We start from the raw sequence: 24,197 nt of genomic DNA on the forward strand, positions 1-24,197 counted from the left end.
CGTCAACGTACCGCCCGGGCGATCCGGTTCCGCGCCGGGAGGGCCGCGTCGCCGGTCCGTTCCGTGTCCGCCCGGGCCGCCAGCCGTACCGTACGCTCCCCGCCGGTGTCCAGGAAGCGGGCCAGCGGCAGCGTGGCCGCGCCGACGGTGACGGCGTCGGTGCCGAGCCGGCCCAGCTCGATGGAGGTCTGGGCGCAGGGGTGGCGCAGCGCGTACTCGGCGGCGACCTCCCGGACGGCGGGCAGGATGCGCGGGCCGAGCATGAGCCCGGCCCAGCCGCCGAGCACGATGCGGTGCGGGTTGAAGAGGTTGATCAGGTCGGCGATGCCCGCGCCCAGGTACTCGGCGGCCTCGGCGAGCAGCGCGTCGGCCTCGGGGTCGGTGTCGGCGGCGGCGAGCAGCGCGGCGAGCGCGGTCTCCTCACTGACGTCCCGCGGCGCGGCGGGCCAGCGGCCGAGCAGCGCCTCGGCGCCGACGTAGGCCTCCAGGCAGCCGCGCGAGCCGCAGCGGCAGGTGCGCCCGCCGACCCGCAGGGTGGTGTGGCCCCACTCCCCCGCGCTGCTGCTGGCGCCGTGGTAGGGCTTGCCGTTGGTGACGACGCAGGCGCCGACGCCGGAGCCGATGAGGGCGATCACCACGTTGTCGGAGCCGCGTCCGGCGCCGAACCACATCTCGGCCTGGCCCAGGGTCTTGGCCCCGTTGTCGATGAAGAGCGGCAGCGTGGTGCCGGCCCGCAGCAGCCGGCCGAGCGGTACGGCGTCCCAGCCGATGGTCTGGCCGTGCACGACGATGTCCTCCCCGTCGCCGGGGAGGGCGCCGGGGGCCGCGTCGTGGGCGACGATGCCGGGTACGCCGACACCGACGCCGAGCACCTCGCTGTCGTCGATCCCGGCCTCCCGAACGACCCCGGCGATGCCCTGGAGGGCGAGGCGCACGACGTGGTCGACGTCGTGCCCGCTGTCGGACAGCGGCATGTCGGCGGAGGCCCGTTCGGTCAGGGCGAGGTCGAACAGCTCGACCCGGACCCGGGTCTCGCCGACGTCGACGCCGACGACGTAGCCGTAGCCCGGGGCGACCTGGAGCAGCGTCCGCGGGCGTCCGCCGTCGGACTCGACGGCGCCGGCCTCCTCGACCATGCCGTCGGCGATCAGTTCTCCGACGACGTTGCTGATCGACCCGGCGCTGAGCCCGGTGTCGCGTCCCAGCTCCTGCCGGCTCAGGGGACCTTCGAAATACAAATGACGCAGAAGCGATGCACGGTTGCCGCGCCGCAGGTCACGCACGGTGCGCTTGCTCCGCTCAGCCATCGAGTCTCCCTCCCGGGGGGTCCGGCGTGAATCTATCGCTGCACAGGGTCTTGACGCCACCTTTTCTCACAAGTTAAATCACGGCCTGAAATAAGGCACAGGCGCTGTTCACTTCCTGAAGCGATCCCACCCCTGAGAGGGAACCGTTATGCGCACCAGCACCTCCAGCAGACTCGTCGCGGCCACCGCCCTCGTGGCCGCGCTGGGTCTCACGCTCGCCGCCTGTGGCGGTGGCGACGACGACAGCGGCGACAGCAAGTCCTCGGGCGGCAGCCTCAAGGGCCAGACCATCACGTACTGGGCCAGCAACCAGGGCACCAGCATCGACGCCGACAAGAAGACCCTGGCCACCGAGACGGCCAAGTTCACCCAGCAGACCGGCATCAAGGTCAAGGTCGAGGTCATCGGCTGGGCGGACCTGCTCAACCGCATCCTGGCGGCCGCCACCTCCGGCCAGGGCCCGGACGTGCTGAACATCGGCAACACCTGGTCGGCCTCCCTCCAGGCCACCGGTGCCCTCATGCCGTGGGACGACGCCGCCTTCCAGACCATCGGCGGCAAGGACCGGTTCATGCCGTCGGCCATCGCCTCGGCGGGTGCCGCGGGCAAGGACCCGGCCGCCGTGCCGATCTACTCGATGGCGTACGGCCTGTACTACAACAAGAAGATGTTCGCCGCGGCCGGCATCCAGAACCCGCCCGCCACCTGGGACGAGCTGGTCCAGGACGCCACCAAGCTCACCACCGGCGGCAAGTACGGCCTGGCGGTCGAGGGCGCGAACGCCGCGGAGAACATCCACCACATCTTCGTGCTCGCCAAGCAGCGCGGCGCGAGCTGGTTCGACGACAAGGGCAACGCGACCTTCACCGGTCCGCAGCAGGTCGCCGCCGTCAAGCAGTACGTCGACTTCATCGCGAAGAACAAGGTCGCGGCCAAGGGCGACGCCGAGTACGACCAGAACCAGACGATCACCGACTTCGCGACCGGCAAGGCCGCGATGATGATGTGGCAGACGGCCGCCGCGAGCATCGCCTCGCACGGCATGAAGCCCGAGGACTACGGCGTGGTGCCGGTGCCGACGCAGACCGCGGGCGCAACCGGTGACGCGGGTGTGACGTCGATGGTGGCCGGTATCAACATCGCCGTCTTCAACGACACCAAGCACAAGGAGGCCGCCGAGGCCTTCGTGAAGTTCATGACCAGCACGGACGAGCAGAAGGTGCTCAACACCAAGTACGCCTCGATCCCGCCGGTCATCGAGGCGCAGAGCGACCCGGCCTTCCAGACCCCGGACCTGAAGGTCCTGACCCAGGTCCTCCAGAAGTCCGCCGCCCCGCTGCCGCAGGTCGCCAACGAGAGCCAGTTCGAGAACCTCGTCGGCCCGGCCGTGAAGGGGCTGTTCGCCGACGCCGCCGCCGGCAAGCCCGTCACGGACGACACCGTCAAGGCTGCGCTGCAGAAGGCGCAGCAGCAGATGCCGACGTCCTAAGGATCGGCCCTCCTCCATGACTGCCACCGCCCCCCCGAGGCGCGTGCCCGAAGCCGGCCCCGACAGCGGGAAACCCGCTGCCGGCGGCCGGCTCCGGCCGCGTGTCATCGAACGCGTCCGCCGCGGCGGACTCCCGTACCTGATCCTGCTCCCCGCCGTCCTCGTCGAACTGCTGATCCACATCGTGCCGATGGTCTTCGGCATCCTGATCAGCTTCAAGAACCTCACCCTGTTCTACATCCACCACTGGGACAGGGCCCCCTGGTACGGCTTCGACAACTACAAGGCCGCCGTCAGGATCCACCAGCCGATCGGCCAGGAGCTGCTGCACTCGTTCTGGGTGACGCTCTCCTACACCCTGCTGTCGGTCTCGCTGTCCTGGCTGCTCGGCGTCACCGCCGCGATCCTCCTCCAGGACAAGTTCCGCGGCCGCGGCCTGATCCGCACGGTCTTCCTGGTGCCGTACGCGCTCCCGGCGTACGCGGCGCTGATCACCTGGGCCTTCATGTTCCAGCACGACACCGGTCTGGTGAACCACGTCCTGCACGACCAGTTGCACGTCACCTCCGGCAAGTCCTTCTGGCTGCTGGGCGACAACGCGTTCTGGTCGATGGTGATCGTATCGGTCTGGAAGTCCTGGCCGTTCGCCTTCCTGGCCCTGATGGCCGGTCTGCAGAACATCCCGCGCGAGCTGTACGAGGCCGCCGCCATGGACGGCGCCGGCGTCTGGCAGCAGATCCGCAAGATCACCATGCCGGCCCTGCGGCCGGTCAACCAGGTGATCGTGCTGGTGCTGTTCCTGTGGACCTTCAACGACTTCAACACGCCGTTCGTGATGTTCGGCCAGAACCCGCCGCGGCAGGCGGACCTGATCTCCATCCACATCTACCAGTCGTCGTTCATCAACTGGAACTTCGGCTCGGGTTCCGCCATGTCGGTGCTCCTGCTGCTCTTCCTGCTCGTGGTGACGGCGGTCTACCTGCTGGTCACGTCCAGGGGAAGGAGCGAGAACGATGTCTAGGTTCTCCGAGCAGCCGTCCCCGATGGCGCAGCCGAGGTCCTTCGTGTGGACCCGGCGCATCGTCCTGACGCTCCTGCTGGCCTTCGTGCTCATCCCCGTGTACGTGATGTTCAGCTCGTCCCTGAAGAACCTCCAGGACGTGCAGGGTTCCTTCAAGTGGATACCGCACGGCCTGACGGTCAAGCCGTACGTGGACATCTGGAAGACCATCCCGCTCGCGCACTACTTCGTGAACTCGCTGATCGTGTGCGTGAGCGCGACCGTCTTCTCGGTGCTGCTGGCGATCTTCGCCGCCTACGCGGTGAGCCGCTACCGCTTCGCGGGCCGCAAGATCTTCACCGTCTCGGTGCTGTCCACCCAGATGTTCCCGGGCATCCTCTTCCTGCTGCCGCTGTACCTGATCTTCGTCAACATCGGCAACACGACCGGGATCACGCTCAACGGCAGCCGGCTCGGGCTCGTCATCACCTACCTCACCTTCTCGCTGCCCTTCTCCATCTGGATGCTGGCGGGCTACTTCGACTCGATCCCGCGCGACCTCGACGAGGCCGCGAAGGTCGACGGCTGCGGCCCGATCCGTGCGCTGTTCCAGGTCGTCGTGCCGGCCGCCGTGCCGGGCATCGTCGCCGTGAGCGTGTACGCGTTCATGACGGCCTGGGGTGAGGTGCTGTTCGCGTCGGTCATGACCAACCAGTCCACCAGGACGCTGGCGGTCGGCCTGCGCGAGTACGCCACCCAGAACGACGTGTACTGGAACCAGGTCATGGCCGCCTCCATCGTGGTGAGCGTGCCGGTGGTCGCCGGATTCCTGCTCCTCCAGCGTTACCTGGTCGCCGGGCTCACCGCCGGCGCGGTCAAGTGACCCCTCCCGAAAGGCAGCTTGTGAACGACCTGAGCGCTCTTCCCGCCGATTTCGTCTGGGGCGCGGCCACCGCCGCCTACCAGATCGAAGGCGCCGCGGACGAGGACGGCCGGGCCCCGTCCATCTGGGACACCTTCTCCCACACCCCCGGCAAGGTCGACGGCGGCGACACCGGCGACGTCGCCTGCGACCACTACCACCGCACGGCCGAGGACATCGGGCTCATGAAGACCCTCGGCCTGGACGCCTACCGCTTCTCCGTCGCCTGGCCCCGGGTCATCCCCCAGGGGTCCGGCGAGGTCAACGCGGCCGGTCTCGCCTTCTACGACAAGCTGGTCGACGACCTGCTGGAGGCGGGCATCACGCCCAACGCCACCCTCTACCACTGGGACCTCCCGCAGGCCCAGCAGGACCGGGGCGGCTGGCCCGAGCGGGAGACGGCGGAACGGTACGGCGACTACGCGGCCGTGGTCGCGCAGGCGCTGGGCGACCGCGTCAAGAACTGGGCGACGCTCAACGAGCCGCTGTGCTCGGCCTGGATCGGCCACCTGGAGGGCACCATGGCCCCCGGGTGGACGGACCTGACCGCGGCGGTCCGCGCGTCGTACCACCTGCACGTCGGGCACGGCCTGGCGGTGCAGGCACTGCGGGCGGCGTATTCCGACGTCCAGGTCGGCATCGTCAACAACCTCAGCCCGTGCGAGCCGGCCACCGACCGGGAGGCGGACGTCGCGGCGGCGCGGCGGGCCGACGGCCACACCAACCGCTGGTGGCTCGACCCGATCCACGGCCGCGGCTACCCGCAGGACATGGTCGACCACTACGGCGTCGAACTGCCGGTCAAGGACGGCGACCTGGAGTCCATCGCGGCGCCCCTGGACTGGCTGGGCCTGAACTACTACTTCCGCAACGTCGTCGCCGACGACCCGACCGGACCCGCACCGCACGCCACGTCGGTGTACCTGCCGGGCGTGCGCCGCACGGCGATGGACTGGGAGGTCAACGCGGACGGCCTGGAGCAGCTGCTGGTCCGGCTGCACGAGGAGTACGGCGCCGGGAAGATCTACGTCACCGAGAACGGCTCCGCCTACCGCGACACGGTCGGCGCGGACGGGCAGGTCGACGACCCGGAGCGCACGCAGTACCTGGAGGAGCACCTCGCGGCCTGCGCCCGCGCGGTCCGCCGCGGCGTGCCGCTGGCGGGCTACTACGCCTGGTCGCTGCTGGACAACTTCGAGTGGGCGTACGGCTACGACAAGCGCTTCGGCCTCGTCCACGTCGACTACGCGACGCAGAAGCGCACCGTCAAGGGCAGCGGCCGCCGGTACGCGGAGATCATCGCCGCGCACCACCGCAGGGCGCGCCGCGCCGCCTGACCCGGCGCAGCGCGAGGGGTGACGCCACCGGCTTCCCGCCGGTGCGTCACCCCTCTTCCGCTGCCAGGGCCAGCAACCGCCCGGACGGCGGCCCGGCGGGGGCGCCGTCGCGGGCCACCCGGCGCCCGCGCAGCCAGGTCTCGCGCACCACGCCGTGCAGGGTGCGGCCGGCGTAGGCGGTGACGGGGTTGCGGTGGTGCAGCCGGGCGGGGTCGACGGTGAAGGCGGCGTCCGGGTCGAGCACCGCGAAGTCGGCGTCCTTGCCGGGGGCGATCGCGCCCTTGGCGGAGAGCCCGGCGAGCGCCGCGGGGCCGGCCGCCATCCAGCGGGCGACGTCGACGAGGGTGTGGCCGCGCCTGCGGGCCTCGGTCCACACCGCGGACAGGCCCAGCTGCAGCGAGGAGATGCCGCCCCAGGCCTCGGCGAAGTCGCCGGTGTCGCGGCGCTTGAGCGCGAGCGTGCAGGGCGAGTGGTCGGAGACGACGCTGCCGATGGTGCCGTCGGCGAGCGCGGCCCACAGCGCGTCCCGGTTGGCGGCCTCCCTGATCGGCGGGCAGCACTTGAACTCCGTCGCCCCGTCCGGGACCTCCTCGGCCGTCAGCGTCAGGAAGTGCGGACAGGTCTCGGCGGTCAGCGGCACTCCCGCACGGCGTGCCGCCGCGATCAGCGGCAGCGCGGAGGCCGAGGACAGGTGCAGCACGTGCACGCGCGCACCGAGCCGCGCGGCCAGCTCCACCAGCCCCTCCACCGCGCGCTCCTCCGCGGCGGGCGGCCGGGAGGCGAGGAAGTCGGCGTAGCGGCGGCCGGGCTGCTGCGGGGCGGCGCCGATCACCGCCGGATCCTCGGCGTGCACGACGAGCAGCCCGCCGAAGCCGGCGATCTCCGTGAGCGCCGCGGACAGCTCCGCCGGGGACAGCGGCGGGAACTCGTCGACGCCCGAGGGCAGCAGGAAGCACTTGAAGCCGAAGACGCCCGCCTCGTGCAGGGGGCGCAGATCGGCGGTGTTGCCGGGGACCGCGCCGCCCCAGAAGCCGACGTCGGCGTGCACCCGGCCGCGCGCGGCGGCGCGTTTGACCTCCAGGTGCGCGGCCGTGGTGGTGGGCGGGACACTGTTGAGCGGCATGTCGACGAGCGTCGTGACACCGCCGGCGACGGCGGCCGCGGTGGCGGTCGCGAAGCCCTCCCACTCGCTGCGGCCGGGGTCGTTGACGTGCACGTGGGTGTCCACGAGGCCCGGCAGCAGCACACCGGTGCCGAGATCGGTGACGGGCACGCCGGGCGGCACGGGCGCGTCGTGCGCGAGCACGCCGGTGACGACCCCGCCGCGCACGGCGACGGACGCGGGGCGCTCGCCCTCGGGGGTGACGACACGGGTGGAGCGCAGCACGATCTCGGGGGCCGGGCCCCCGGCGCGTGCGGCGTACTCGGCGTGCTCGGCGTGCTCGGCGTCCAACAGGTGGCCTTTCGCGAGCGGTTGGGGGCGGGGCCGGGACACGGGGCCGGCGGCCCCGGCGGCTCCGCTGACGGACATGGTGGTGAGCCCCCGGCCCAGGAGTCAAGGGCGGTAGGATTCCGCACAGCGAAAACCGCCTTCCGCGACCGGCCGCACCGCCGGCGACGACCAGAGGGGACCGCACGTGCCTGCGGAGCGCACCGGGGGCGTCCAGTCCCTCGAACGGGCCTTCGGCCTGCTGGAGCGGCTGGCCGACGCGGGCGGCGAACTCGGCCTGAGCGAGCTGTCCGCCGCGAGCGGGCTGCCGCTGCCCACCATCCACCGGCTGATGCGCACGCTGCTCGCCGGAGGCTACGTCCGCCGGCAGCCCAACCGCCGCTACGCGCTCGGCCCGCGGCTCATCCGGCTCGGCGAGACCTCCTCGCGGCTGCTGGGCACCTGGGCCCGCCCGTACCTCGCCGAGCTGGTCGAGGCGACCGGTGAGACCGCCAACATGGCGCTGCTGGACGGCGACGAGGTCGTCTACGTCGCCCAGGTGCCCTCCCGGCACTCGATGCGGATGTTCACCGAGGTCGGCCGGCGGGTGCTGCCGCACTCCACGGGCGTCGGCAAGGCGCTGCTCGCCGGGCTGCCCGCAGCGGACGTGCGGGCGCTGCTGGCGCGTACCGGCATGCCCGCCGCGACCGACCGCACCCTCACCGACCCCGAGGACTTCCTCGCGGAACTGGAGCGCGTCCGGGCCGCGGGCTACGCCGTGGACGACGGCGAGCAGGAGACCGGGGTGCGGTGCCTGGCGGTCGGCGTGCCCGGGTCGCCCGCGCCCGCCGCGATCTCCGTCTCGGGCCCCGCGGCCCGGGTCACCGACGCGGTGACGGAGAAGATCGTGCCCGTCCTGCACGCGGCGGCGCGCGGGCTCACCGAGGCGCTCAGCGGCGCGGGAGGCGCGCCCTGACCGTCGCCGGCTGCGGCGGCTGCCGGTTCAGCTCCTGCTCCACCGCCTCGCGCAGCTCCGCCACCGCTGCGGCGAGCCCGCTCACCGAACCGAGGGCCGCCGCGACCAGCAGCAGCGACTGGCGCAATTGCTCCGGAGCGGCGGTGCCCGCGCAGGCCTGCCGTTCCAGCTCGGCCAGCTCCTCCTCCGCAACCGCCCGATCGGGTAAGAACCGGCGGTATCCGGCGAGTTCCCGCTCCAGGCGGGTCACCGCGGTACGTAACGACACGCCACCGCCGGCCGTCGGCCGTACGGGTCCTTCGCTGCGGTCTCCTTTGACCACACGCGTCTCCCCCACGAACATTCCGCCCCTGCCTCGTGCGTACCTCGTGCCCCAGCGGTACCTTCTCCCGCGTACCGGGGGCGATCAGTAAACGCCCTGAGCCGCAATTGCGCCACAGGGTCGGCGAAAGATGCGTCAAAGTCGCTGCGCGGGCCACACCGAGAGGTCGAGGGTCGCGTAACCGTCCGCGCCGGAGCCCGGCGACAGGCCTCTGACGGTCACCAGCGCGACGGTTCCGTCCGTGGCGACCACGCACAGCCGCGACTCCTGGACGAGCCCGGCCCGCGGGATCTCGTGGACCAGCGCGCCCCCCTGCGCACCGCTGCACCGCTCGCGCGTCCCGGGGTCCTGCGGCGAGAGCAGCACGAGGGAGCCGCGGGAAGGCGCGGCGACCAGGGCGTCGCGCATCGCGTCGTAGCCGAACGTGCCGCTGTCCGCGCCCTCCTGAGGGCGCAGCGGATCGGCGGCGAGGTCCAGTCCCTGGCCCGCGCGGAGCGTGACCGCGAGGTAGTCGCGCTGCCCGCCGCCGGGCGCGGGGGCGCCGTCGGTCGGGGTGGGGGTGGGGGTCGGGGTCGGGGTGGGGCCCGGGTTCGGGGCGCCTCCGCCGGGCGCGGGCGAGGAGGGGCTGGAGTGCGGTACGGCGGAGGCCGACGAGTGGTCCGCCGACCCGTCCCGGTCGAAGCCGCCCGCCACGACCACACCGCCGGCGACCGCCGCCGCGAGCGCCAGCCACACCACGGGCCCGCCGCCGCGCCGCCTGCCGGCCGGCACGGGCGCGGCGGGCGCGGGCACGAACACCGGCACCCCGTGGGCGGGCGTCGCCCCCGGCGGCAGCACCGGCTGCGGCGGCACGGCCGTCCCCCCGGCGGGCGTCGCGCCGACGGGTACGGGCGCGGGCACGGCCGGCCGCGGCGGCACCGGCGTACCCCCCGCGGGCGTCGCCCCCGGCGGTACGGACGGCAGCGGCGGGACCGGCGCAGCCGCCGGAACCGTTCCCGGCATCACGGGCGCACCCGGCACACCGCCCCCCGGCGGCACGACCACCCCCGCGGCAGGCGTCGCACCAGGCGGAAGCGGCACACCCGACGCAACAGGCAGCCCCGGAGCCGCACCCGTGGCACCCGGCACCCCCGCAGGCGAGGGACCCGGCGCAGCGGCCGGAACCGTTCCCGGCATCACGGGCACACCCGGCACACCGGCCCCCGGCGGCACAACCACCCCCGCGGCAGGCGTCGCACCAGGCGGAAGCGGCACACCCGACGCAACAGGCAGCCCCACGGCCGCACCCGCGGCACCCTGCGCCCCCGCAGGCGACGGACCCGGCGGGACCGGCGCAGCCGCCGGAGCCGTTCCCGGCATCACGGGCGCACCCGGCACACCGCCCCCCGGCGGCACAACCACCCCCGCGGCAGGCGTCGCACCAGGCGGAAGCGGCACACCCGACGCAACAGGCAGCCCCACGGCCGCACCCGTGGCACCCGGCACCCCGGGCGGAAGCGGCGCACCCGTGCCCGCAGGCACCGACGCGGCCGGAGCCGCACCCGCGGCACCCGGCTCGCCCGGCACACCCTGCGCCGTGCTCGCCGGCCATGTCCCCGGCGGGGGCAGGGGCGGCAGGGGCGGGGGGAGGGTGAGGAGGGTCTGGAGGGGGACGGGGAGCCAGGGGTCGGGGCGGCGGCCGTGCCCGGCCTGCGTGCACATCGCGACGACCTGCGCGGGCGAGGGCCGCAGCGCCGGGTCCTTGATGAGGCAGCGGGTGACGATCTCCCGCAGCTCGCCGGGGAGTTCGTTGAGGTCCGGCTCCTCGCTCAGCTTGCGGCCGGTGTCCGGGTCGAAGGGCGCGGTGCCGATCGCGGCGTAGGCGGCGAGCTGGCCGAGCGCGAAGACGTCGGTGGCGGGCGCGGGTGCCTTGTCGGCGGCCTGCTCCGGCGAGGAGAAGGCGGGGATGCCGGGCGCGTCGGCTGCGGCGCGCGTCACGCCGTAGCCGGTGACGCGCGGCCCGTCCGCGGCGAGCAGCACCGTCCCGGGGCCGAGCCCGGCGTGCACGACGCCCGCGTGGTGGACCACGCGCAGCGCCTCCGCGACCCCGGCGACCAGCCTCAGCACGGTCGGCACGGGCAGCGGCCGCCCGGTGCCGCTGACGGCGGCGTGCAGCGTCAGCGCGGGGACGTACCCGGCGGCGAGCCAGTAGCGCGTGCCGTCGTGCCCGCTGCCGAGCACCGGCACGGTGTAGGGGCCGCTCACCCGGCGCACGGCCTGGACGTCGTACTCGAAGGCGGCGGCGAATCCGGCGCGCGCGGCCAGTTCGGGCCGGACCGCGGTGAGGGCGACGGGGTGGCCGGCGGGCGCGTACGCGAGGTAGACGGGGCCGAGCGAGCCGACGCCGAGCCGGGCGGCGACGCGGTGCCCGCCGATCACGGCCGGGTCGTCCGGCGTGAGCGGGTGGTACAGCGGCCCCGGGTGGCCGGGGTACCCGGGGGCGGCGTGCCCCCCGGTGTGCTGAGCGCCCATCAGTCCCCGTTCCTCGGGCCTACGCGGACAAGCCCGCCGGCGCGGGTGCGGGGGGTGCCGCGGGCGCCGGCCGGGCCGTGCGGTGCGGTCACCGACGCCGGTGCCGCCCCTCCCGGCCCGTGGCCAGACGATACCGGACGCGGCCGGGGCGGCCGGAACCCGTTCCGGCGCACGCCGGACGCGGTATGCAGAAGCCATGGACACACACGGCGAGGTGGCCGGCCTGCTGCTCGCGGCCGGTGGCGGGCGGCGGCTCGGCGGCCGCCCCAAGGCGCTGCTGTCCCACCGCGGACGGCCGCTGGTGGAGCACGCGGCCGCGGCGCTGCGGGCGGGGGGCTGTGGGCCGGTGCACGTGGTGCTGGGCGCGGCGGCGGAGCAGGTGCGGGCCGGGGCACGGCTCCCGGGCTGCGACCTGGTCGACAACCCGCACTGGGCGGACGGCATGAGCACGTCGCTGCGCGCGGGCCTCGCCTCGCTCGCGGCGGCCCGCCCGGCGCCCGCGGCGGCGGTGGTCACGCTGGTCGACCAGCCCGGCGTGGGCGCGGCGGCGGTCGCCCGCGTGGTGGCGGCCGCCCGGGCGGGCGACGACCTGCTGTCGGCGCTGGTCTCGGCGGTGTACGGGGAGCGGCGCGGCCATCCGGTGCTGATCGGGGCGGCTCGCTGGGCGGGGGTCGCGGGGAGCGCGGCGGGCGACAGCGGCGCGCGGGCGTACCTGCGCGAGCACGCGGGCCAGACGCTGCTGGTCGACTGCGCGGACGTCGCGGACCCGGCCGACGTCGACACCCCTGCCGAGCTGCGGCTTCTTGAGTCGCCCCGGCCCCGCACGGAACCCTGAACCCGGTGGGCGCCGCCTCCGCCCGCCGCGGGACGGCACAGACACCGGGTTGGCCGAACCCCGCACCCCCGAACGGCACGGGGCCGTCCCCGGACGCGCCCCCGCCGCACAGCACCGGCCCCCGGAGGAGACGCCCGCCGCCCCCGCTTCCCGCCGCGGCCGGCAGGCGGTGCCACCCCGCCGGACGGTGCCAGCCCGGCCGGACCGCCAAGCCCCGTCCCCGGCCCCCCGCCGGACCACACCCCAGCCCCGGCGAAACACACCGCCCCCCGTCGCGGCGCAGACCCACGGCCGCACCGCCCCCCGGGACCGCATCGCCCCCGGGGGGACGCTCGCTTCCCGCCGCACCCCACCCCCGCCGGACCGCACCGCCCCCGCAGCGGCGCAGACCCCGCGGGCCGCACCACGTCCCCGGCGGCCGCGCCACGCTCCGCCGGACCACACCCCACCCCCGGCGAACCGCACCGCACCCGTCGCGGCGCAGACCCCGGGACCACTTCGCCCCCCCAAGGGCACGCTCACCCCCGCCGCACCGCGCACCCGCCGCACCGCACCGCACCCCACCCGCAACGACACAGCCCTCCCCGGGAGGGCACCACCCCCGGGGCCGCACCGCCCCGGGGGGCACCCACGCCCCCGCCGGGCGGCATTGAGCTTCCGCAGTGCGAAAACTATGCTTCGCCATGCAGAAGATCCACCCGACCCCGGTCCCCGCGCGCCGCTCGACGGCACCGGCCCACCGGCCCAGTCCAGGAGGAACCGACCGCATGTCCGCACCGACACCGCCGTCCGCCGCCGTCGTCACCGGGACCGCCGGGCACACCGTGCCGCGCGAGGAGGAGGTGCTGACGCCCGCGGCGCTGGAGTTCCTCGGCGAGCTGCACCGCCGTTTCGCCCCGCGCCGCGCCGAGCTGCTGGCGCTGCGCGCCGCCCGCCGCGCGGAGATCGCCCGCACCGCGACCCTCGACTTCCTGCCGCAGACCGCGCACATCCGGGCCGACGACAGCTGGCGGGTGGCCCCCGCGCCGCCCGCGCTGGAGGACCGCCGGGTCGAGATCACCGGGCCCACCGACCGCCGGATGACGGTCAACGCGCTCAACTCCGGCGCCCGGATCTGGCTCGCCGACTTCGAGGACGCCTCGGCTCCGACCTGGGCCAACGTCATCGGCGGCCAGCTCAACCTGACCGACGCCTTCGAGCGGCGGATCGACTTCACCACCCCGGAGGGCAAGGCGTACGCGCTGCGCCCGGCGGCCGAGCTGGCCACGGTGGTGGTGCGGCCGCGCGGCTGGCACCTGGACGAGCGGCACCTGACCGTGGACGGTGAGCCGGTGCCGGGCGCGCTCGTCGACTTCGGGCTGTATTTCTTCCGCAACGCCCGGCGTCTCCTCGACCTCGGCAAGGGCCCGTACTTCTACCTGCCCAAGACCGAGTCGCATCTCGAAGCCCGGCTGTGGAACGACGTGTTCGCCTTCGCGCAGGACGCCCTCGGCATCCCGTACGGCACCGTCCGCGCCACCGTCCTGATCGAGACGATCACCGCGGCGTACGAGATGGAGGAGATCCTGTACGAGCTGCGCGATCACGCCTCCGGGCTCAACGCGGGCCGCTGGGACTACCTCTTCTCGATCGTGAAGAACTTCCGCGACGGCGGCGAGCGCTTCGTGCTGCCGGACCGGGCGGCGGTCACCATGACCGCGCCCTTCATGCGCGCCTACACCGAGCTGCTGGTGCGCACCTGCCACAAGCGCGGCGCGCACGCGATCGGCGGCATGGCGGCGTTCATCCCGTCGCGGCGCGACCCGGAGGTCAACGCGACGGCGTTCGAGAAGGTCCGGGCCGACAAGGACCGGGAGGCCGCCGACGGCTTCGACGGCTCGTGGGTCGCCCACCCCGACCTGGTGCCGATCGCGCGCGCCTCCTTCGACGCGGTGCTCGGCGACCGCCCGCACCAGAAGGACCGGCTGCGCGAGGACGTGCACGTGACCGCCGGCCAGCTCATCGACATCGCGTCGCTGGACGCCCGCCCGACCGCCGCGGGCCTGCTCAATGCGGTGCAGGTGGGCGTGCGCTACATCGAGGCGTGGCTGCGCGGCTCGGGCGCGGTCGCCATCTTCCACCTGATGGAGGACGCGGCCACCGCCGAGATCTCCCGCTCGCAGATCTGGCAGTGGGTCAACGCCGGGGTGGTGCTGGACGACGGGCACAAGGTGACGCCGGAGCTGGTGCGCGGCATCGCCGACGACGACCTCGCGGCGATCCGCGCGGAGCTGGGCGAGGACGCCTTCGCGGCAGGCCGCTGGGAGGAGGCGCACGAGCTGCTGCTGCGGCTCGCGCTGGACCGCGACTACGTCGAGTTCCTGACGCTGCCCGCCTACCGGCAGCTCACCGGCTGACCCGCCGGACTCCCAGGGTGTGTCCGGGAGTTCCCGGCCGGCCCGCCCTACGCCAGGCCCGCCCTACGCCAGGCCCGCCCGTTCGGCGAGACGGCGGGCCTGCGCGCGGGTCAGCCGGGCGAGCTGCTCCTCGTCGACCCGCGTCAGCCTGCCGTGCTCGACGACGGTCTCGCCGCCCACCAGCGACAGCGTGACGGGCGCGGGCGGCCCCAGCACCAGCGCGGCCACCGGGTCGGCGATCGACGCGTGGCCGAGCCCGTCCAGCTTCCACAGCACCAGGTCGGCGAGCTTGCCGGGCTCCAGCGAGCCGATCTCGGCGGTGCGGCCCAGCACCTGGGCCCCGCCGTAGGTGCCGAGCCGCAGTGCCTGGCGGGCGGTGAGCGCCTTCTCGCCCGCGCCGAGCCTGGCCGCCAGCAGGGCGTTGCGCAGCTCGGTGTGCAGTTCGCCGGACTCGTTGGAGGCGGTGCCGTCCACCCCGAGGCCGACGGGCACCCCTGCGGCGAGCATCGCGGGCACCCGGGCGATCCCGGCGGCCAGCCGGGCGTTGGAGGACGGGCAGTGCGCGACGCCGGTGCCGGTGCGCGCGAAGGCGGCGATGTCGGCGTCGTTCACGTGGACGCAGTGCGCCATCCACACGTCCGCCCCGAGCCAGCCGGTGGACTCGAAGTAGTCGGTGGGGCCCATGCCGAACAGCTCGTGGCAGAACTCCTCCTCCTGCACCGTCTCGCTGCCGTGCGTGTGCAGCCGTACGCCCTTGCGGCGGGCCAGTTCGGCGGCCTCGGTCATCAGCCGGGTCGACACCGAGAACGGTGAGCAGGGGGCGACGGCGATGTGCAGCATCGAGCCGAACGACGGGTCGTGGTGGGCGTCGATCGCGGCCTCGGTGGCCTTCAGCGCGGCGTCGGTGGATTCCACGGCGAAGTCCGGGGGCAGGCCGCCGTCGCTCGTCCCGCGGTCCATGGAGCCGCGCGCGGCGGTGAAGCGCACGCCGGTCTCCGCGGCGGCCTGGATCTCCGCGCCCAGCAGGTCGCCGCCGCCGCGCGGGAAGACGTAGTGGTGGTCCGCCGCGGTGGTCACCCCGCCGCGGGCCATCATGGCGAGCGACCCTGCGGCGCCCGCGTGGACGATGTCCTCGTCGATCCGCGCCCACACCGGGTACAGCTCGACGAGCCAGTCGAAGAGGTTGCTGTCCTGGGCCATGCCGCGGGTGAGCCACTGGTAGAAGTGGTGGTGGGTGTTCACCAGCCCGGGCGTCACGAGGTGCCCGCCGGCGTCGATCCGGCGGGCCGCCCCCGCGGCGAGCCCGGCGGGCGCCGGCCCGTCGCCGACCGCCTCGATCACGCCGCCCGCGACGACGACGTGTCCCGCGGCGTACTCGGTGCCCGCGGCGTCCACGGTGGCGACGGCGCAGTTCTCGATGACGGTGCGTTCTGCTGCGGTCATGGGCTGTCCTCTTCCGTCGTACGGACCGTCGTGCGGGCCGTCGTGCGTGGTGTGGCGCCGTGCGGGCCGGTCAGCCGGTGACCGGGATGCGGGGCTCGGCGCCGTCGCGCAGCACCGTGCCCTCGATGAGCCCGTACGGGCGGTCGGCGGCGAAGTAGACCTCGTCCTCGTTGTCCAGGCCGAAGGGCGTGAGGTCGGCGAGGAAGTGGTGTCTGTTGGGCAGCGACAGCCGCACCTCGTCGACCGCGGCGTCCGGCGTGCTGCTCTCGACGACCCGGGTCCCCATCGCGTACAGCGTCTGCTGGAGCGAGTACGAGTACGTGCCCGCGAAGGCCGCGAGCAGGCTGTCGCGGGCACGGGCCCAGGCGTCGTCCCACGCGGGGGCCGGGGTGTCCGTGCCGTCCCAGGCGTAGCGCCAGCGGGCGTCGACCTCGGTGGCGAGGATGCGGTCGCGGGTCTCCTGGAGGGTGGTGTACGGATCGCGGGCGAAGCCCCAGAACTCCGAGTCGGTGGAGTTGAGCACCACCAGCCCTGTGAGCCCGGCCACGACCTCGCACCGCTCGCCGTCGAAGGTGACCTCCGCGGTGCGCACCTCGCCGCCGCGGCGCACGAAGGAGTGGCCGGAGGGCCCCGGCGCGCGCTCCCAGGCGTATTCCTCGACACGTATCCGGGCGCGGTGGATGGAGGTCTGCGCGGTCACGAAGTGCCGGGCCAGCAGCAGGGCGAAGTCCTCGGCGGAGGCGATGCCGTACTTCCTGGCGAAGGCCAGCACGGTGTTCTTCATCGTGTCGGTGGGCAGCACGGCGGCGTTGGAGCCGGACAGGTGGACGGCCTCCATCGCCCCGGACAGCGCGACCGAGACGTTGAGGTCCTTGAGGTGGTGGGTGGCGCCGTCGCGGGTGACGCGCACGACGCGCGTCTGCGCCTTGCCGTACTGGGTCTGGCCGAGTGTCGTGGTCATGGCGCTAGCTCCCTCGGTATACGGAGTAGCCGAACGGGCTGAGCAGCAGCGGTACGTGGTAGTGCTCGCCCGGGCCGACGGCGAAGGCCACCGCGACCTCGGGGAAGAAGGCCTCGCCGGACGCGTGGGAGGCGGTGTCGAAGACGAGCCGGACATGGGTGGTGCCCGCGGGCGGCGCGGGAAGTCCCGTGCAGCGGCCGTCCGCGCCGGTCGCGGCGCCGCCGAGCTGCGTCCAGGGGGCGGCGGCGCCCGCGCGGACGGCGAGCGCGACGGGGACGCCCGCGGCGGGACGGCCCGCGGCGGTGTCCAGGACGTGGGTGGAGACGGAGATCTCCTGGTCGGTCATGGTGCGTCCTCCTGCGGGGTGCCCGCGAGCCTGCCGAGTCTGATCCGGTTGATCTTCCCCAGTTCGGTGCGGACGATCTCGCGTTCGGTGGCCTCGTCGTTGCCGGTACGCTCGCGCAGCGCGGCCCGGATGTGCGCGGCCGACGCGCCGGTGGCGCAGATCAGGAAGACGTGGCCGTGCACGCGCTGGTAGGCCGCGCCCAGCTCCAGCAGCTCCGCACGCTCCCCCGCCGCGACTCCCGACTGCTCGCGGGCCGAGGCCGCGTCGCCGGGCGCCGGGCGCCCGATCGGCGGGTGCGCGGCCATCGCCTCGCGCAGGTCGGCGGCGCTCAGCCGGGACATGGCCGCGTCGCTCGCCGCGAGCAGCTCGCCGGCGTCCGCGTACGGCCGCCCCGCGGCCATCTGCGCGCACCACGCGGTGCTCGCGCACACCTCGCGCAGCAGCGACACGGCGGCGGCCGCGGCGGCCTGGTTGAGCCGGGAGAGCCCCGGCGGGGTGCGGGAGGTCACACGGGCACGCTAGGAGCCGCCGTGAAGGGGCGTCAACGTTTTGTTGAAAACTCCCGGTTACGGCTCCCTCTCACGGCCCCCGGCGGGCGGCGCCGGAGCCGCTCCCTCCCGGTTGAGGTAGTTGTAGACGGTGAAGCGGCTGACGCCCAGCGCCGCCGCGACGGTCTCCACGCCGTGCCGCACGACGAACGCGCCGCGCTCCTCCAGCTGCCGCACGACCTGCTGCTTCTCCTTGCGGCCCAGCTCGGCGAGCGGGCGGCCGTGGCGGCGGCGCAGGTCGGCGAGCAGGTGGTCGAGGGAGTCCGCGAGGTGCGGCAGCCGTACGGCGACGACCGGCGCGCCCTCCCAGCTCAGCACGACGTCCTCGGCCCGTGCCTCGGCGGGGGCGAGCAGCTCGCCGCCCATCGCGTCCACCAGCGGCCGCACGGCCCGCGCGAAGGGGTGCTCCGGGGGGTCCGCCGCTGTCACGCCCCGCCCTCCGGCAGCGCGCTGACCTGGAGCGAGATCCGTGTGGCCCCGGCCGCGAGGGTGCGGTGCAGCAGCTCGGCGACGGCCGCGACGACCTCCTCGGGCGCCCCCTCCGCGGTGTTGCCGAACGGCCCCACCTCGACACCCTCCAGCGTCCCGCCCTCCACCACCTCCCGCGCGGCCACGGCGTGCGGCGGCGGCACGTCCAGGTCGAACGGCTCGGTCGTGAACTCCAGCCTCAGTCGCACCGGTCCCCTCCTCCGTCGGCGGTGTCCGGGCGAGACCCTACGCGACGCCGTACGGCAGCGGCTTCCCCCAGGTGGAGGCGGGTTCGGCCGCCCGCACGGGCCTGACGGGATCGACCGCGGGTTCGGCCGCCCGCGCGGGCCCTGGCAGGATCGGCGGTGTGAACGACACCGACCCCCTCACCGTCACCCGGATCGCCGACCGCCCCCACCTGGCCGCCCGCGTCTACGAGATCGCCGACACCTGGCCGGTCTTCACCGGGCACGACCTGCTGGCGGGATCGCTGCTGGATCGCGTGGTGCACGACTTCCCGGACTACTGCGTCGTGGCGACGGACGGCGACCGAGTGGTGGCCCGCGGCTTCAGCGCGCCCTTCAACGCCGAGCTCGACGGTCGCGAGGAGCTTCCCGACCAGGGCTGGGACCGCGTGCTGGCCTGGGCGGTGCGGGACCGCGCCACCGGCACGCCCACCACGGCCGCGAGCGCGCTGGAGATCACCCTCGACCAGGACTACCTGGGCCGCGGCCTGTCCTACCGGATGCTCGACGCGATGCGGCGGGCCGTCGCCCGGCAGGGCCACCACTCGCTCCTGGCACCCGTCCGCCCCAACGGCAAGCACCTGCACCCGCACGTCCCGTTGGCCGAGTACATCCGCCGCACGCGCGAGGACGGCCTGCCCGAGGACCCCTGGCTGCGCGTCCACGTCAAGGCGGGCGGCACCGTGGAGAAGGTCGCCCCGGCGTCCATGACCGTCAGCGGCTCGCTCGCCCAGTGGCGCGCCTGGACGGGCCTGCCCTTCGACCGCGACGGCGACGTGGTCGTGCCGGGCGCGCTGTCCCCCGTCCACTGCGACACGGCGAACGGCCACGCCGTCTACGTCGAACCCAACGTGTGGGTGCGGCACGCCCTCTGACCCTCCGGGGCGGGGTACGGGCGCGTCTTCCGTCGCGCGGCACCGCTCGGGGATGCGGGTGGCTACTGCGCCCGGCGTGACGGGTGTCGTGCGGCATCGGGCGTGGCCCGCCCCCCGCCGCCGGGAGGGGGCGGCAGCGGGAGCGTCCGGCGGTCGCGCCGGTGACGCAGCGTTCCACCCGGTCGACGCGCAGTCCCGCCAACCGCTCACCCGGGGGCGGGACTTCCTGCACTATGGGGGTGACGACACCGATCGGAAGTGGTGACCGCCATGGCAGCGGAGAGCGTGCCGGTGCGCTGCCCGGCCTGCCGCCGTGACCATACGTACACGGCGCCGACCTACCCGTGCCCGTGCGGGGCGCCGCTGTGCCTGCCGGTGCTGCGCGGCGGTCACCCGGTCGAGGTCCGGTACCGCTCGTGGGACGAGTCGTGGGTGCGACTGCGCTGCTCCGGCTGCGGGCGCACCGACGAGTGGCCGCGGCCCGAACTCGGCTGCTCCTGCGGTGCGCTGATCCGGCTCCCGGTGGACGACGGGGCGGCCGGCGAGCCCGGCCCGCTGCACTCCCCCGGCGGCAGCGCGCCCGCGCCGGCCGGCACCGTACCGCCGCCGACGACCTCCCGGCCGCCCTTCCGCCCGGTCACCATCCGCACCGGGCGGGACGCGCTCACGGCCGCCGCCCAGTACCTGAAGTGGCTCGGCTTCGCCGACGTGCGGCTCGCGGGCGACCGGTCGGCCAACGGCATCGACCTGCGCGGCCGGGGCCTGGTCGCCCAGGTCGACCCCAGCACCCAGCCGACGGCGGTGCGCGACGTCGAGTGCCTGTGGCTCAACTGCGCCAACGAGGACGCGCTCGGCGCGTTCTTCTCGCTCGCCGGCTACTCCCAGGAGGGGCGGCTGCGCGCCGACCAGCTGGGCGTGCCGCTGTTCGTCATGGACCTCACGGGCACGCCGCAGCCGGTCAACCCGGCGGCCGACGCGCTCATCCAGTCCGGCCCGGCGGAGCCCGGCACCGCCTGAGGCGCGGGCGTCAGCGGCGCCGGCCCGGCCCGCCGGCGGGCGTATCCCGCCCCGCCGGGTGGCGTACGGGCCGGACGGGGACGGCCGTCAGCGGAAGTCCTCCTCGCGGAATTCGGCACTGCCGTCGTGCATCGTGGCCTCCCGCAGCTCGATCCGGCGGATCTTGCCGGACACCGTCTTCGGCAGCGGCGCGAACTCCAGCCGCCGGATGCGCTTGTACGGCGCGAGCACCGAGCGGGAGTGCGCGAAGATCGCCTTCGCCGTCGCGCCGTCCGGCTCCCAGCCCTCGGCGAGCACCACGTACGCCTTGGGCACCGACAGCCGCAGTTCGTCCGGTGCGGGCACCACCGCGGCCTCCGCGACCGCCTCGTGCTCCAGCAGCGCGCTCTCCAGCTCGAACGGGCTGATCTTGTAGTCGCTGGACTTGAAGACGTCGTCGGAGCGCCCGATGTAGGTGATGTAGCCGTCCGCGTCCCGGCGGCCGATGTCACCCGTGCGGTAGTAGCCGCCGCCCATCGCCTCCGCGGTGCGCTCCGGGTCGCCCGCGTAGCCCGTCATCAGGCCCACCGGGCGCGAGCGCAGGTCGAGGCAGATCTCCCCCTCGTCGCCGGCCTCGCCCGTCACCGGGTCGACCAGGGCGACGGTGTAGCCGGGGGTGGGGCGGCCCATCGAGCCTGCCTTGACCAGCTGGCCCGGGGTGTTGGCGACCTGCACGGCGGTCTCGGTCTGGCCGAAGCCGTCCCGGATCAGCACCCCCCACAGCCGCCGCACGTGCTCGATCACCTCGGGGTTGAGCGGCTCGCCCGCCGCGACGGCCTCCCGCGGCGGGGTACCGAGCAGGGTCAGATCGGCCTGGATGAGCATGCGCCACACCGTGGGAGGCGCGCAGAAGCTCGTCACACCGCAGCGCTCCATCTCGGCCATGAGCCGGGCGGGGTCGAAGCGCGTGTAGTTGTGCACGAAGACCGTCGCCTCCGCGTTCCACGGCGCGAACAGGCTGGACCACGCGTGCTTGGCCCAGCCGGGCGAGGAGATGTTCAGGTGCACGTCGCCCGGCCGCAGGCCGATCCAGTACATCGTGGCCAGGTGCCCGGCCGGGTACGAGGTGTGGGTGTGCTCGACGAGCTTGGGCTGCGCGGTGGTGCCCGACGTGAAGTACAGCAGCAGCGGGTCGGACCCGGCCGTCGGCCCGTCCGGGGTGAAGCCGGGCGGCACCGCGTACGCCTCCTCGTACGCCAGCCAGGGCCCGGCCGCGCCGCCGACCGCGATGCGGGTGTAGTCGCCCGGCACCTCGTCGAACTTCGCGGTGTCCGCGGCCCGGACGACGGTGTGCCGCACTCCGCCGCGGGCGATGCGGTCGCGCAGGTCCGCGGGTCCGAGCAGCGGCGTGGCCGGGATCATCACGGCACGCAGCTTCATCAGTGCGAGCGCGCACTCCCACTGCTCGGCCTGGTTGCCGAGCATCAGCAGCACCCGGTCACCGGCCCGCACCCCGCGGGCCCGCAGCCAGGTCGCGACCCGGTCGGAGCGGTCCGACATCTCCCGGAAGGAGATCATCGCCTCGCCGCCGTCCTCCTCCACGATCCACAGCGCCGGCCGGTCGTTGCCCGCGGCGATCACGTCGAACCAGTCCAGCGCCCAGTTGAATTGCGGCAGTTCGGGCCACGTGAAAGCCGCCACGGCCGCTTCGTAGTCCTCGCGGTGCCGCAGCAAAACGTCCCGCGCAGCCCGGAATGCGCCGGTCGCGTCCGATACGGCCATGTGTCCTCCTCATGCACGTGCTCTCGGTAGCATCGTGCGCGAGTGACGTGGGTCTCACTACCCCCGGACGGGGGTGAGGAGGTGACGCGGTGGACGGCAGCGCCGGAGAAGCCGTGGACGTACGGGCAGCACTCCTGCGGATGCGCAGGTCAGCCATGCTGCCCGTGACTTTCGGCGGGCTGGTGGCGCAGCCCGGTGCGGCGTTCTTCCGGATCACCGAGCTGTCCGGCGCCGACACCGAGTCGCTGCGCGGGCTCCAGGTGCGCACCGGCAACGGCCTCGGCGGCAAGACGCTCGCGCTGCGCCGCCCGTACGCGGTCACCGACTACGGCTCCTCGCGCACCATCAGCCACGAGTACGACGCCGCCGTCGCCGGCGAGGGGCTGCGCTCGGTGCTCGCCGTGCCGGTCGTCGTCCACCGCCAGGTCCGCGGGGTGCTCTACGGGGCGCTGCGGGAGGCCTGCATGATCGGCGACCGGCCGCTCGCCGCCGCCATGGACGTCGCCCGCGACCTGGAGCAGACGATCGTGGTGCGGGACGAGGCCCGGCGGCTGCTGGCCTCCTGCCAGCCGCCGGTCGTCACGGCCAACCCGCGGGCCTGGGAGGAGGTCCGGGACGCGCACCGCGAGCTCCGGGGTCTCGCCGCCCGCATCGGCGACCCCCAGCTGCGGCGGGAGCTGCTGGCCGCGTGCGCGCGGCTGGCGTCCGCGGCGGCGCCGCCGGCTCCGGCGCGGCGCGCGCCGGTCGCCCAGCTCACCGCGCGCGAGCTGGACGTCCTCACCGCGGTCGCCTCCGGCGCCACCAACGCGGGGGCCGCCGCGCGGCTGCGGCTGCGGCCGGAGACGGTCAAGTCCTACCTGAGGTCGGCCATGCGCAAGCTGGGCGCCCACACCCGCCTGGAGGCCGTCACCTCGGCCCGCCGCTCGGGCCTGCTGCCGTAGCCCGGCGGGCTGCCGCCCCGGCCCTGCGCGGCGGACGCGAGCCCCTGCGGGCCGCCGCCTTCCGCCGTCCCGGAACCGTCCCTTTCGCTGGGGCGGGCGGACAGTTCCCCGCGCCCCCGAGAACGCCCACCCTCCTCTCGCAGAAGCGACGCCCGGGGGGCTCGCGTCTGCCGCACAGGGCAGCAAACCCGGGGCGCGGGGAACCGCGCGCCCAGCCCGCCACCGGCGGAAGGTCGCGGTCGCGCGGCCCACCGCGGGAGGCACCCTGTTGCGAAAACGGGGCGCGCGCCGTAAGGGCGTGCGGGTAGCGTGCGGGGCGTGAGCCTCGAAAGGGTTGGCGGCTTCGCCGCGATGTCGGTCGTGCTGGTTCTGATCCCCGGCCCGAGCGTGCTGTTCGTGCTCGGGCGGGCGCTGGCGCACGGGCGGCGCACCGCCCTGGGGAGCGTGCTGGGCAACGCGATCGGCGCCTACGTACTGAGCGCGACCGTCGCGATCGGCCTGGGCGAGGTGGTCTCCCGCTCGGTCGCGCTGTTCGCCGCGCTCAAGCTGGTCGGCGCGGCCTACCTCGTGTTCCTCGGCGTGAAGGCCTTCCGGGAGCGCCGGGCACTGGCCGGGGCGATGGGCGCGGACGGCTCCGCGGAGGGGGCCCCGGCGGCGCGCCGCAGCGATGTGCGTACGCTGTGGGAAGGCTTTGTCGTGGGCGCCACGAACCCGAAGACGATGGTGTTCTTCGCCGCCGTCCTGCCGCAGTTCGTGGATCGCGGCGCGGGCCGCGTGCACGAGCAGATGCTGCTGCTCGGCCTCGTGTTCACGGTCATCGCGCTCCTCTTCGACAGCATGTGGGCGCTGACCGCGTCGGCGGCGCGCACGTGGTTCGCCTCGTCCCCGCGGCGGCTCGCGGCCGTGGGCGGAACGGGCGGCCTGGCGATGATCGGCCTGGGTGTGACGGTCGCCGTGACGGGGCGTGCCGACTCCTAGGGCGTGTCCGCAAAGTCCCGCCTGGCAGACGGCGCCTGGCACGCACGCTCGCTACGTTGTCGGGCTCGTCCGAGTAGGCCCACTACGAGG

Annotated in this window: 22 protein-coding genes; 11 read left to right on the plus strand and 11 right to left on the minus strand. The window is 74.5% G+C overall.

Annotated features, from left to right (window positions below):
* Positions 1-2 precede the first annotated feature (2 nt).
* Positions 3-1,307, minus strand: a complete 1,305-nt coding sequence (locus tag ACH4SE_RS34150; protein ID WP_398547452.1) for an ROK family transcriptional regulator — start codon at positions 1,305-1,307, stop codon at positions 3-5.
* A gap of 148 nt (positions 1,308-1,455) precedes the next feature.
* Between ACH4SE_RS34150 and ACH4SE_RS34155 the strand changes: the two genes are divergently transcribed.
* The 4 genes from ACH4SE_RS34155 to ACH4SE_RS34170 are packed head-to-tail and all read left to right on the plus strand — an operon-like array spanning position 1,456 to position 6,055.
* Positions 1,456-2,796, plus strand: a complete 1,341-nt coding sequence (locus ACH4SE_RS34155; RefSeq protein WP_398547453.1) for an ABC transporter substrate-binding protein — start codon at positions 1,456-1,458, stop codon at positions 2,794-2,796.
* 16 nt (positions 2,797-2,812) lie between these two features.
* Positions 2,813-3,817 (plus strand): carbohydrate ABC transporter permease, encoded by a 1,005-nt coding sequence (locus ACH4SE_RS34160; RefSeq protein ID WP_398547454.1) that lies wholly within the window; start codon positions 2,813-2,815, stop codon positions 3,815-3,817.
* Between the two features lie 22 nt (positions 3,818-3,839).
* Complete coding sequence (locus ACH4SE_RS34165) at positions 3,840-4,679, plus strand: carbohydrate ABC transporter permease (RefSeq protein ID WP_398547472.1); 840 nt, start codon at positions 3,840-3,842, stop codon at positions 4,677-4,679.
* Positions 4,680-4,699: 20 nt separating this feature from the next.
* Entirely contained in the window at positions 4,700-6,055 is a 1,356-nt protein-coding gene (locus ACH4SE_RS34170) for a GH1 family beta-glucosidase (RefSeq protein WP_398547455.1), read from the plus strand.
* Positions 6,056-6,101: 46 nt separating this feature from the next.
* On the opposite strand, the gene allB is transcribed toward ACH4SE_RS34170, so the two are convergent.
* Positions 6,102-7,442 carry an allantoinase AllB gene (allB, locus tag ACH4SE_RS34175; RefSeq protein WP_398547473.1) on the minus strand — a complete coding sequence of 447 codons (1,341 nt, stop codon included), beginning with the start codon at positions 7,440-7,442 and terminating at the stop codon, positions 6,102-6,104.
* A 250-nt stretch (positions 7,443-7,692) separates the two neighbouring features.
* Between allB and ACH4SE_RS34180 the strand changes: the two genes are divergently transcribed.
* Positions 7,693-8,460, plus strand: a complete 768-nt coding sequence (locus ACH4SE_RS34180) for an IclR family transcriptional regulator (protein WP_398547456.1) — start codon at positions 7,693-7,695, stop codon at positions 8,458-8,460.
* Here the strand turns inward: ACH4SE_RS34180 and ACH4SE_RS34185 are convergent.
* Positions 8,435-8,782 (minus strand): DUF5955 family protein, encoded by a 348-nt coding sequence (locus tag ACH4SE_RS34185; RefSeq protein ID WP_398547457.1) that lies wholly within the window; start codon positions 8,780-8,782, stop codon positions 8,435-8,437. The two genes, ACH4SE_RS34180 and ACH4SE_RS34185, sit on opposite strands and share 26 nt — an antisense overlap.
* Before the next feature lie 135 nt (positions 8,783-8,917).
* Entirely contained in the window at positions 8,918-11,293 is a 2,376-nt protein-coding gene (locus ACH4SE_RS34190) for a serine/threonine-protein kinase (protein WP_398547458.1), read from the minus strand.
* A 196-nt stretch (positions 11,294-11,489) separates the two neighbouring features.
* Here ACH4SE_RS34190 and ACH4SE_RS34195 point away from each other — a divergent pair, with 196 nt between their 5' ends.
* Positions 11,490-12,128, plus strand: a complete 639-nt coding sequence (locus ACH4SE_RS34195; RefSeq protein ID WP_398547459.1) for an NTP transferase domain-containing protein — start codon at positions 11,490-11,492, stop codon at positions 12,126-12,128.
* Between the two features lie 767 nt (positions 12,129-12,895).
* Complete coding sequence (gene aceB / locus ACH4SE_RS34200; RefSeq protein ID WP_398547460.1) at positions 12,896-14,524, plus strand: malate synthase A; 1,629 nt, start codon at positions 12,896-12,898, stop codon at positions 14,522-14,524.
* A 63-nt stretch (positions 14,525-14,587) separates the two neighbouring features.
* Here the strand turns inward: aceB and ACH4SE_RS34205 are convergent, their stop codons facing one another.
* The 6 genes from ACH4SE_RS34205 to ACH4SE_RS34230 all read right to left on the minus strand — a co-directional run bounded on the left by ACH4SE_RS34205 (position 14,588) and on the right by ACH4SE_RS34230 (position 18,499).
* Positions 14,588-15,967, minus strand: a complete 1,380-nt coding sequence (locus ACH4SE_RS34205; RefSeq protein WP_398547461.1) for an 8-oxoguanine deaminase — start codon at positions 15,965-15,967, stop codon at positions 14,588-14,590.
* Positions 15,968-16,037: 70 nt separating this feature from the next.
* On the minus strand, positions 16,038-16,928 hold the full coding sequence (gene pucL / locus ACH4SE_RS34210) for a factor-independent urate hydroxylase (protein ID WP_398547462.1): 891 nt from the start codon (positions 16,926-16,928) through the stop codon (positions 16,038-16,040).
* A gap of 4 nt (positions 16,929-16,932) precedes the next feature.
* A complete protein-coding gene (gene uraH / locus ACH4SE_RS34215; protein WP_398547463.1) occupies positions 16,933-17,274 on the minus strand; it encodes a hydroxyisourate hydrolase in 342 nt (113 codons plus the stop codon).
* Complete coding sequence (gene uraD, locus ACH4SE_RS34220) at positions 17,271-17,783, minus strand: 2-oxo-4-hydroxy-4-carboxy-5-ureidoimidazoline decarboxylase (RefSeq protein ID WP_398547464.1); 513 nt, start codon at positions 17,781-17,783, stop codon at positions 17,271-17,273. The genes uraH and uraD overlap by 4 nt, the downstream gene beginning before the upstream one ends.
* Positions 17,784-17,840: 57 nt before the next feature.
* Positions 17,841-18,188 (minus strand): helix-turn-helix domain-containing protein, encoded by a 348-nt coding sequence (locus ACH4SE_RS34225; RefSeq protein WP_398547474.1) that lies wholly within the window; start codon positions 18,186-18,188, stop codon positions 17,841-17,843.
* A gap of 59 nt (positions 18,189-18,247) precedes the next feature.
* On the minus strand, positions 18,248-18,499 hold the full coding sequence (locus ACH4SE_RS34230) for a hypothetical protein (RefSeq protein WP_398547465.1): 252 nt from the start codon (positions 18,497-18,499) through the stop codon (positions 18,248-18,250).
* A 158-nt stretch (positions 18,500-18,657) separates the two neighbouring features.
* Between ACH4SE_RS34230 and ACH4SE_RS34235 the strand changes: the two genes are divergently transcribed.
* Positions 18,658-19,410, plus strand: a complete 753-nt coding sequence (locus ACH4SE_RS34235) for an N-acetyltransferase (RefSeq protein ID WP_398547466.1) — start codon at positions 18,658-18,660, stop codon at positions 19,408-19,410.
* A gap of 270 nt (positions 19,411-19,680) precedes the next feature.
* Positions 19,681-20,427: a hypothetical protein gene (locus ACH4SE_RS34240; protein ID WP_398547467.1), complete on the plus strand. Its 747-nt coding sequence runs from the start codon at positions 19,681-19,683 to the stop codon at positions 20,425-20,427.
* Positions 20,428-20,514: 87 nt separating this feature from the next.
* Here ACH4SE_RS34240 and ACH4SE_RS34245 read toward each other — a convergent pair whose 3' ends face one another.
* Entirely contained in the window at positions 20,515-22,188 is a 1,674-nt protein-coding gene (locus ACH4SE_RS34245; RefSeq protein WP_398547468.1) for an AMP-binding protein, read from the minus strand.
* 140 nt (positions 22,189-22,328) lie between these two features.
* On the opposite strand from ACH4SE_RS34245, the gene ACH4SE_RS34250 reads away from it, so the two are divergent.
* Positions 22,329-23,129 (plus strand): LuxR C-terminal-related transcriptional regulator, encoded by an 801-nt coding sequence (locus ACH4SE_RS34250; protein WP_398547475.1) that lies wholly within the window; start codon positions 22,329-22,331, stop codon positions 23,127-23,129.
* Positions 23,130-23,480: 351 nt separating this feature from the next.
* Positions 23,481-24,107 (plus strand): LysE family translocator, encoded by a 627-nt coding sequence (locus ACH4SE_RS34255; protein ID WP_398547476.1) that lies wholly within the window; start codon positions 23,481-23,483, stop codon positions 24,105-24,107.
* Positions 24,108-24,197: the final 90 nt, after the last annotated feature.

The organism is Streptomyces sp. NPDC020983 (assembly GCF_044333485.1).
Lineage (GTDB): Bacteria > Actinomycetota > Actinomycetes > Streptomycetales > Streptomycetaceae > Actinacidiphila.

Excerpts from the sequence above, each read along its gene's own strand:
- ACH4SE_RS34150 (WP_398547452.1), bottom strand. The coding sequence starts at position 1,307 with ATGGCTGAGCGGAGCAAGCGCACCGTGCGTGACCTGCGGCGCGGCAAC.
- ACH4SE_RS34155 (WP_398547453.1), top strand. The coding sequence starts at position 1,456 with ATGCGCACCAGCACCTCCAGCAGACTCGTCGCGGCCACCGCCCTCGTG.
- ACH4SE_RS34160 (WP_398547454.1), top strand. The coding sequence starts at position 2,813 with ATGACTGCCACCGCCCCCCCGAGGCGCGTGCCCGAAGCCGGCCCCGAC.
- ACH4SE_RS34165 (WP_398547472.1), top strand. The coding sequence starts at position 3,840 with ATGGCGCAGCCGAGGTCCTTCGTGTGGACCCGGCGCATCGTCCTGACG.
- ACH4SE_RS34190 (WP_398547458.1), bottom strand. The coding sequence starts at position 11,293 with ATGGGCGCTCAGCACACCGGGGGGCACGCCGCCCCCGGGTACCCCGGC.
- ACH4SE_RS34195 (WP_398547459.1), top strand. The coding sequence starts at position 11,490 with ATGGACACACACGGCGAGGTGGCCGGCCTGCTGCTCGCGGCCGGTGGC.
- aceB (WP_398547460.1), top strand. The coding sequence starts at position 12,896 with ATGTCCGCACCGACACCGCCGTCCGCCGCCGTCGTCACCGGGACCGCC.
- ACH4SE_RS34205 (WP_398547461.1), bottom strand. The coding sequence starts at position 15,967 with ATGACCGCAGCAGAACGCACCGTCATCGAGAACTGCGCCGTCGCCACC.
- pucL (WP_398547462.1), bottom strand. The coding sequence starts at position 16,928 with ATGACCACGACACTCGGCCAGACCCAGTACGGCAAGGCGCAGACGCGC.
- uraH (WP_398547463.1), bottom strand. The coding sequence starts at position 17,274 with ATGACCGACCAGGAGATCTCCGTCTCCACCCACGTCCTGGACACCGCC.
- ACH4SE_RS34225 (WP_398547474.1), bottom strand. The coding sequence starts at position 18,188 with ATGGGCGGCGAGCTGCTCGCCCCCGCCGAGGCACGGGCCGAGGACGTC.
- ACH4SE_RS34240 (WP_398547467.1), top strand. The coding sequence starts at position 19,681 with ATGGCAGCGGAGAGCGTGCCGGTGCGCTGCCCGGCCTGCCGCCGTGAC.
- ACH4SE_RS34245 (WP_398547468.1), bottom strand. The coding sequence starts at position 22,188 with ATGGCCGTATCGGACGCGACCGGCGCATTCCGGGCTGCGCGGGACGTT.
- ACH4SE_RS34250 (WP_398547475.1), top strand. The coding sequence starts at position 22,329 with ATGCGCAGGTCAGCCATGCTGCCCGTGACTTTCGGCGGGCTGGTGGCG.
- ACH4SE_RS34255 (WP_398547476.1), top strand. The coding sequence starts at position 23,481 with ATGTCGGTCGTGCTGGTTCTGATCCCCGGCCCGAGCGTGCTGTTCGTG.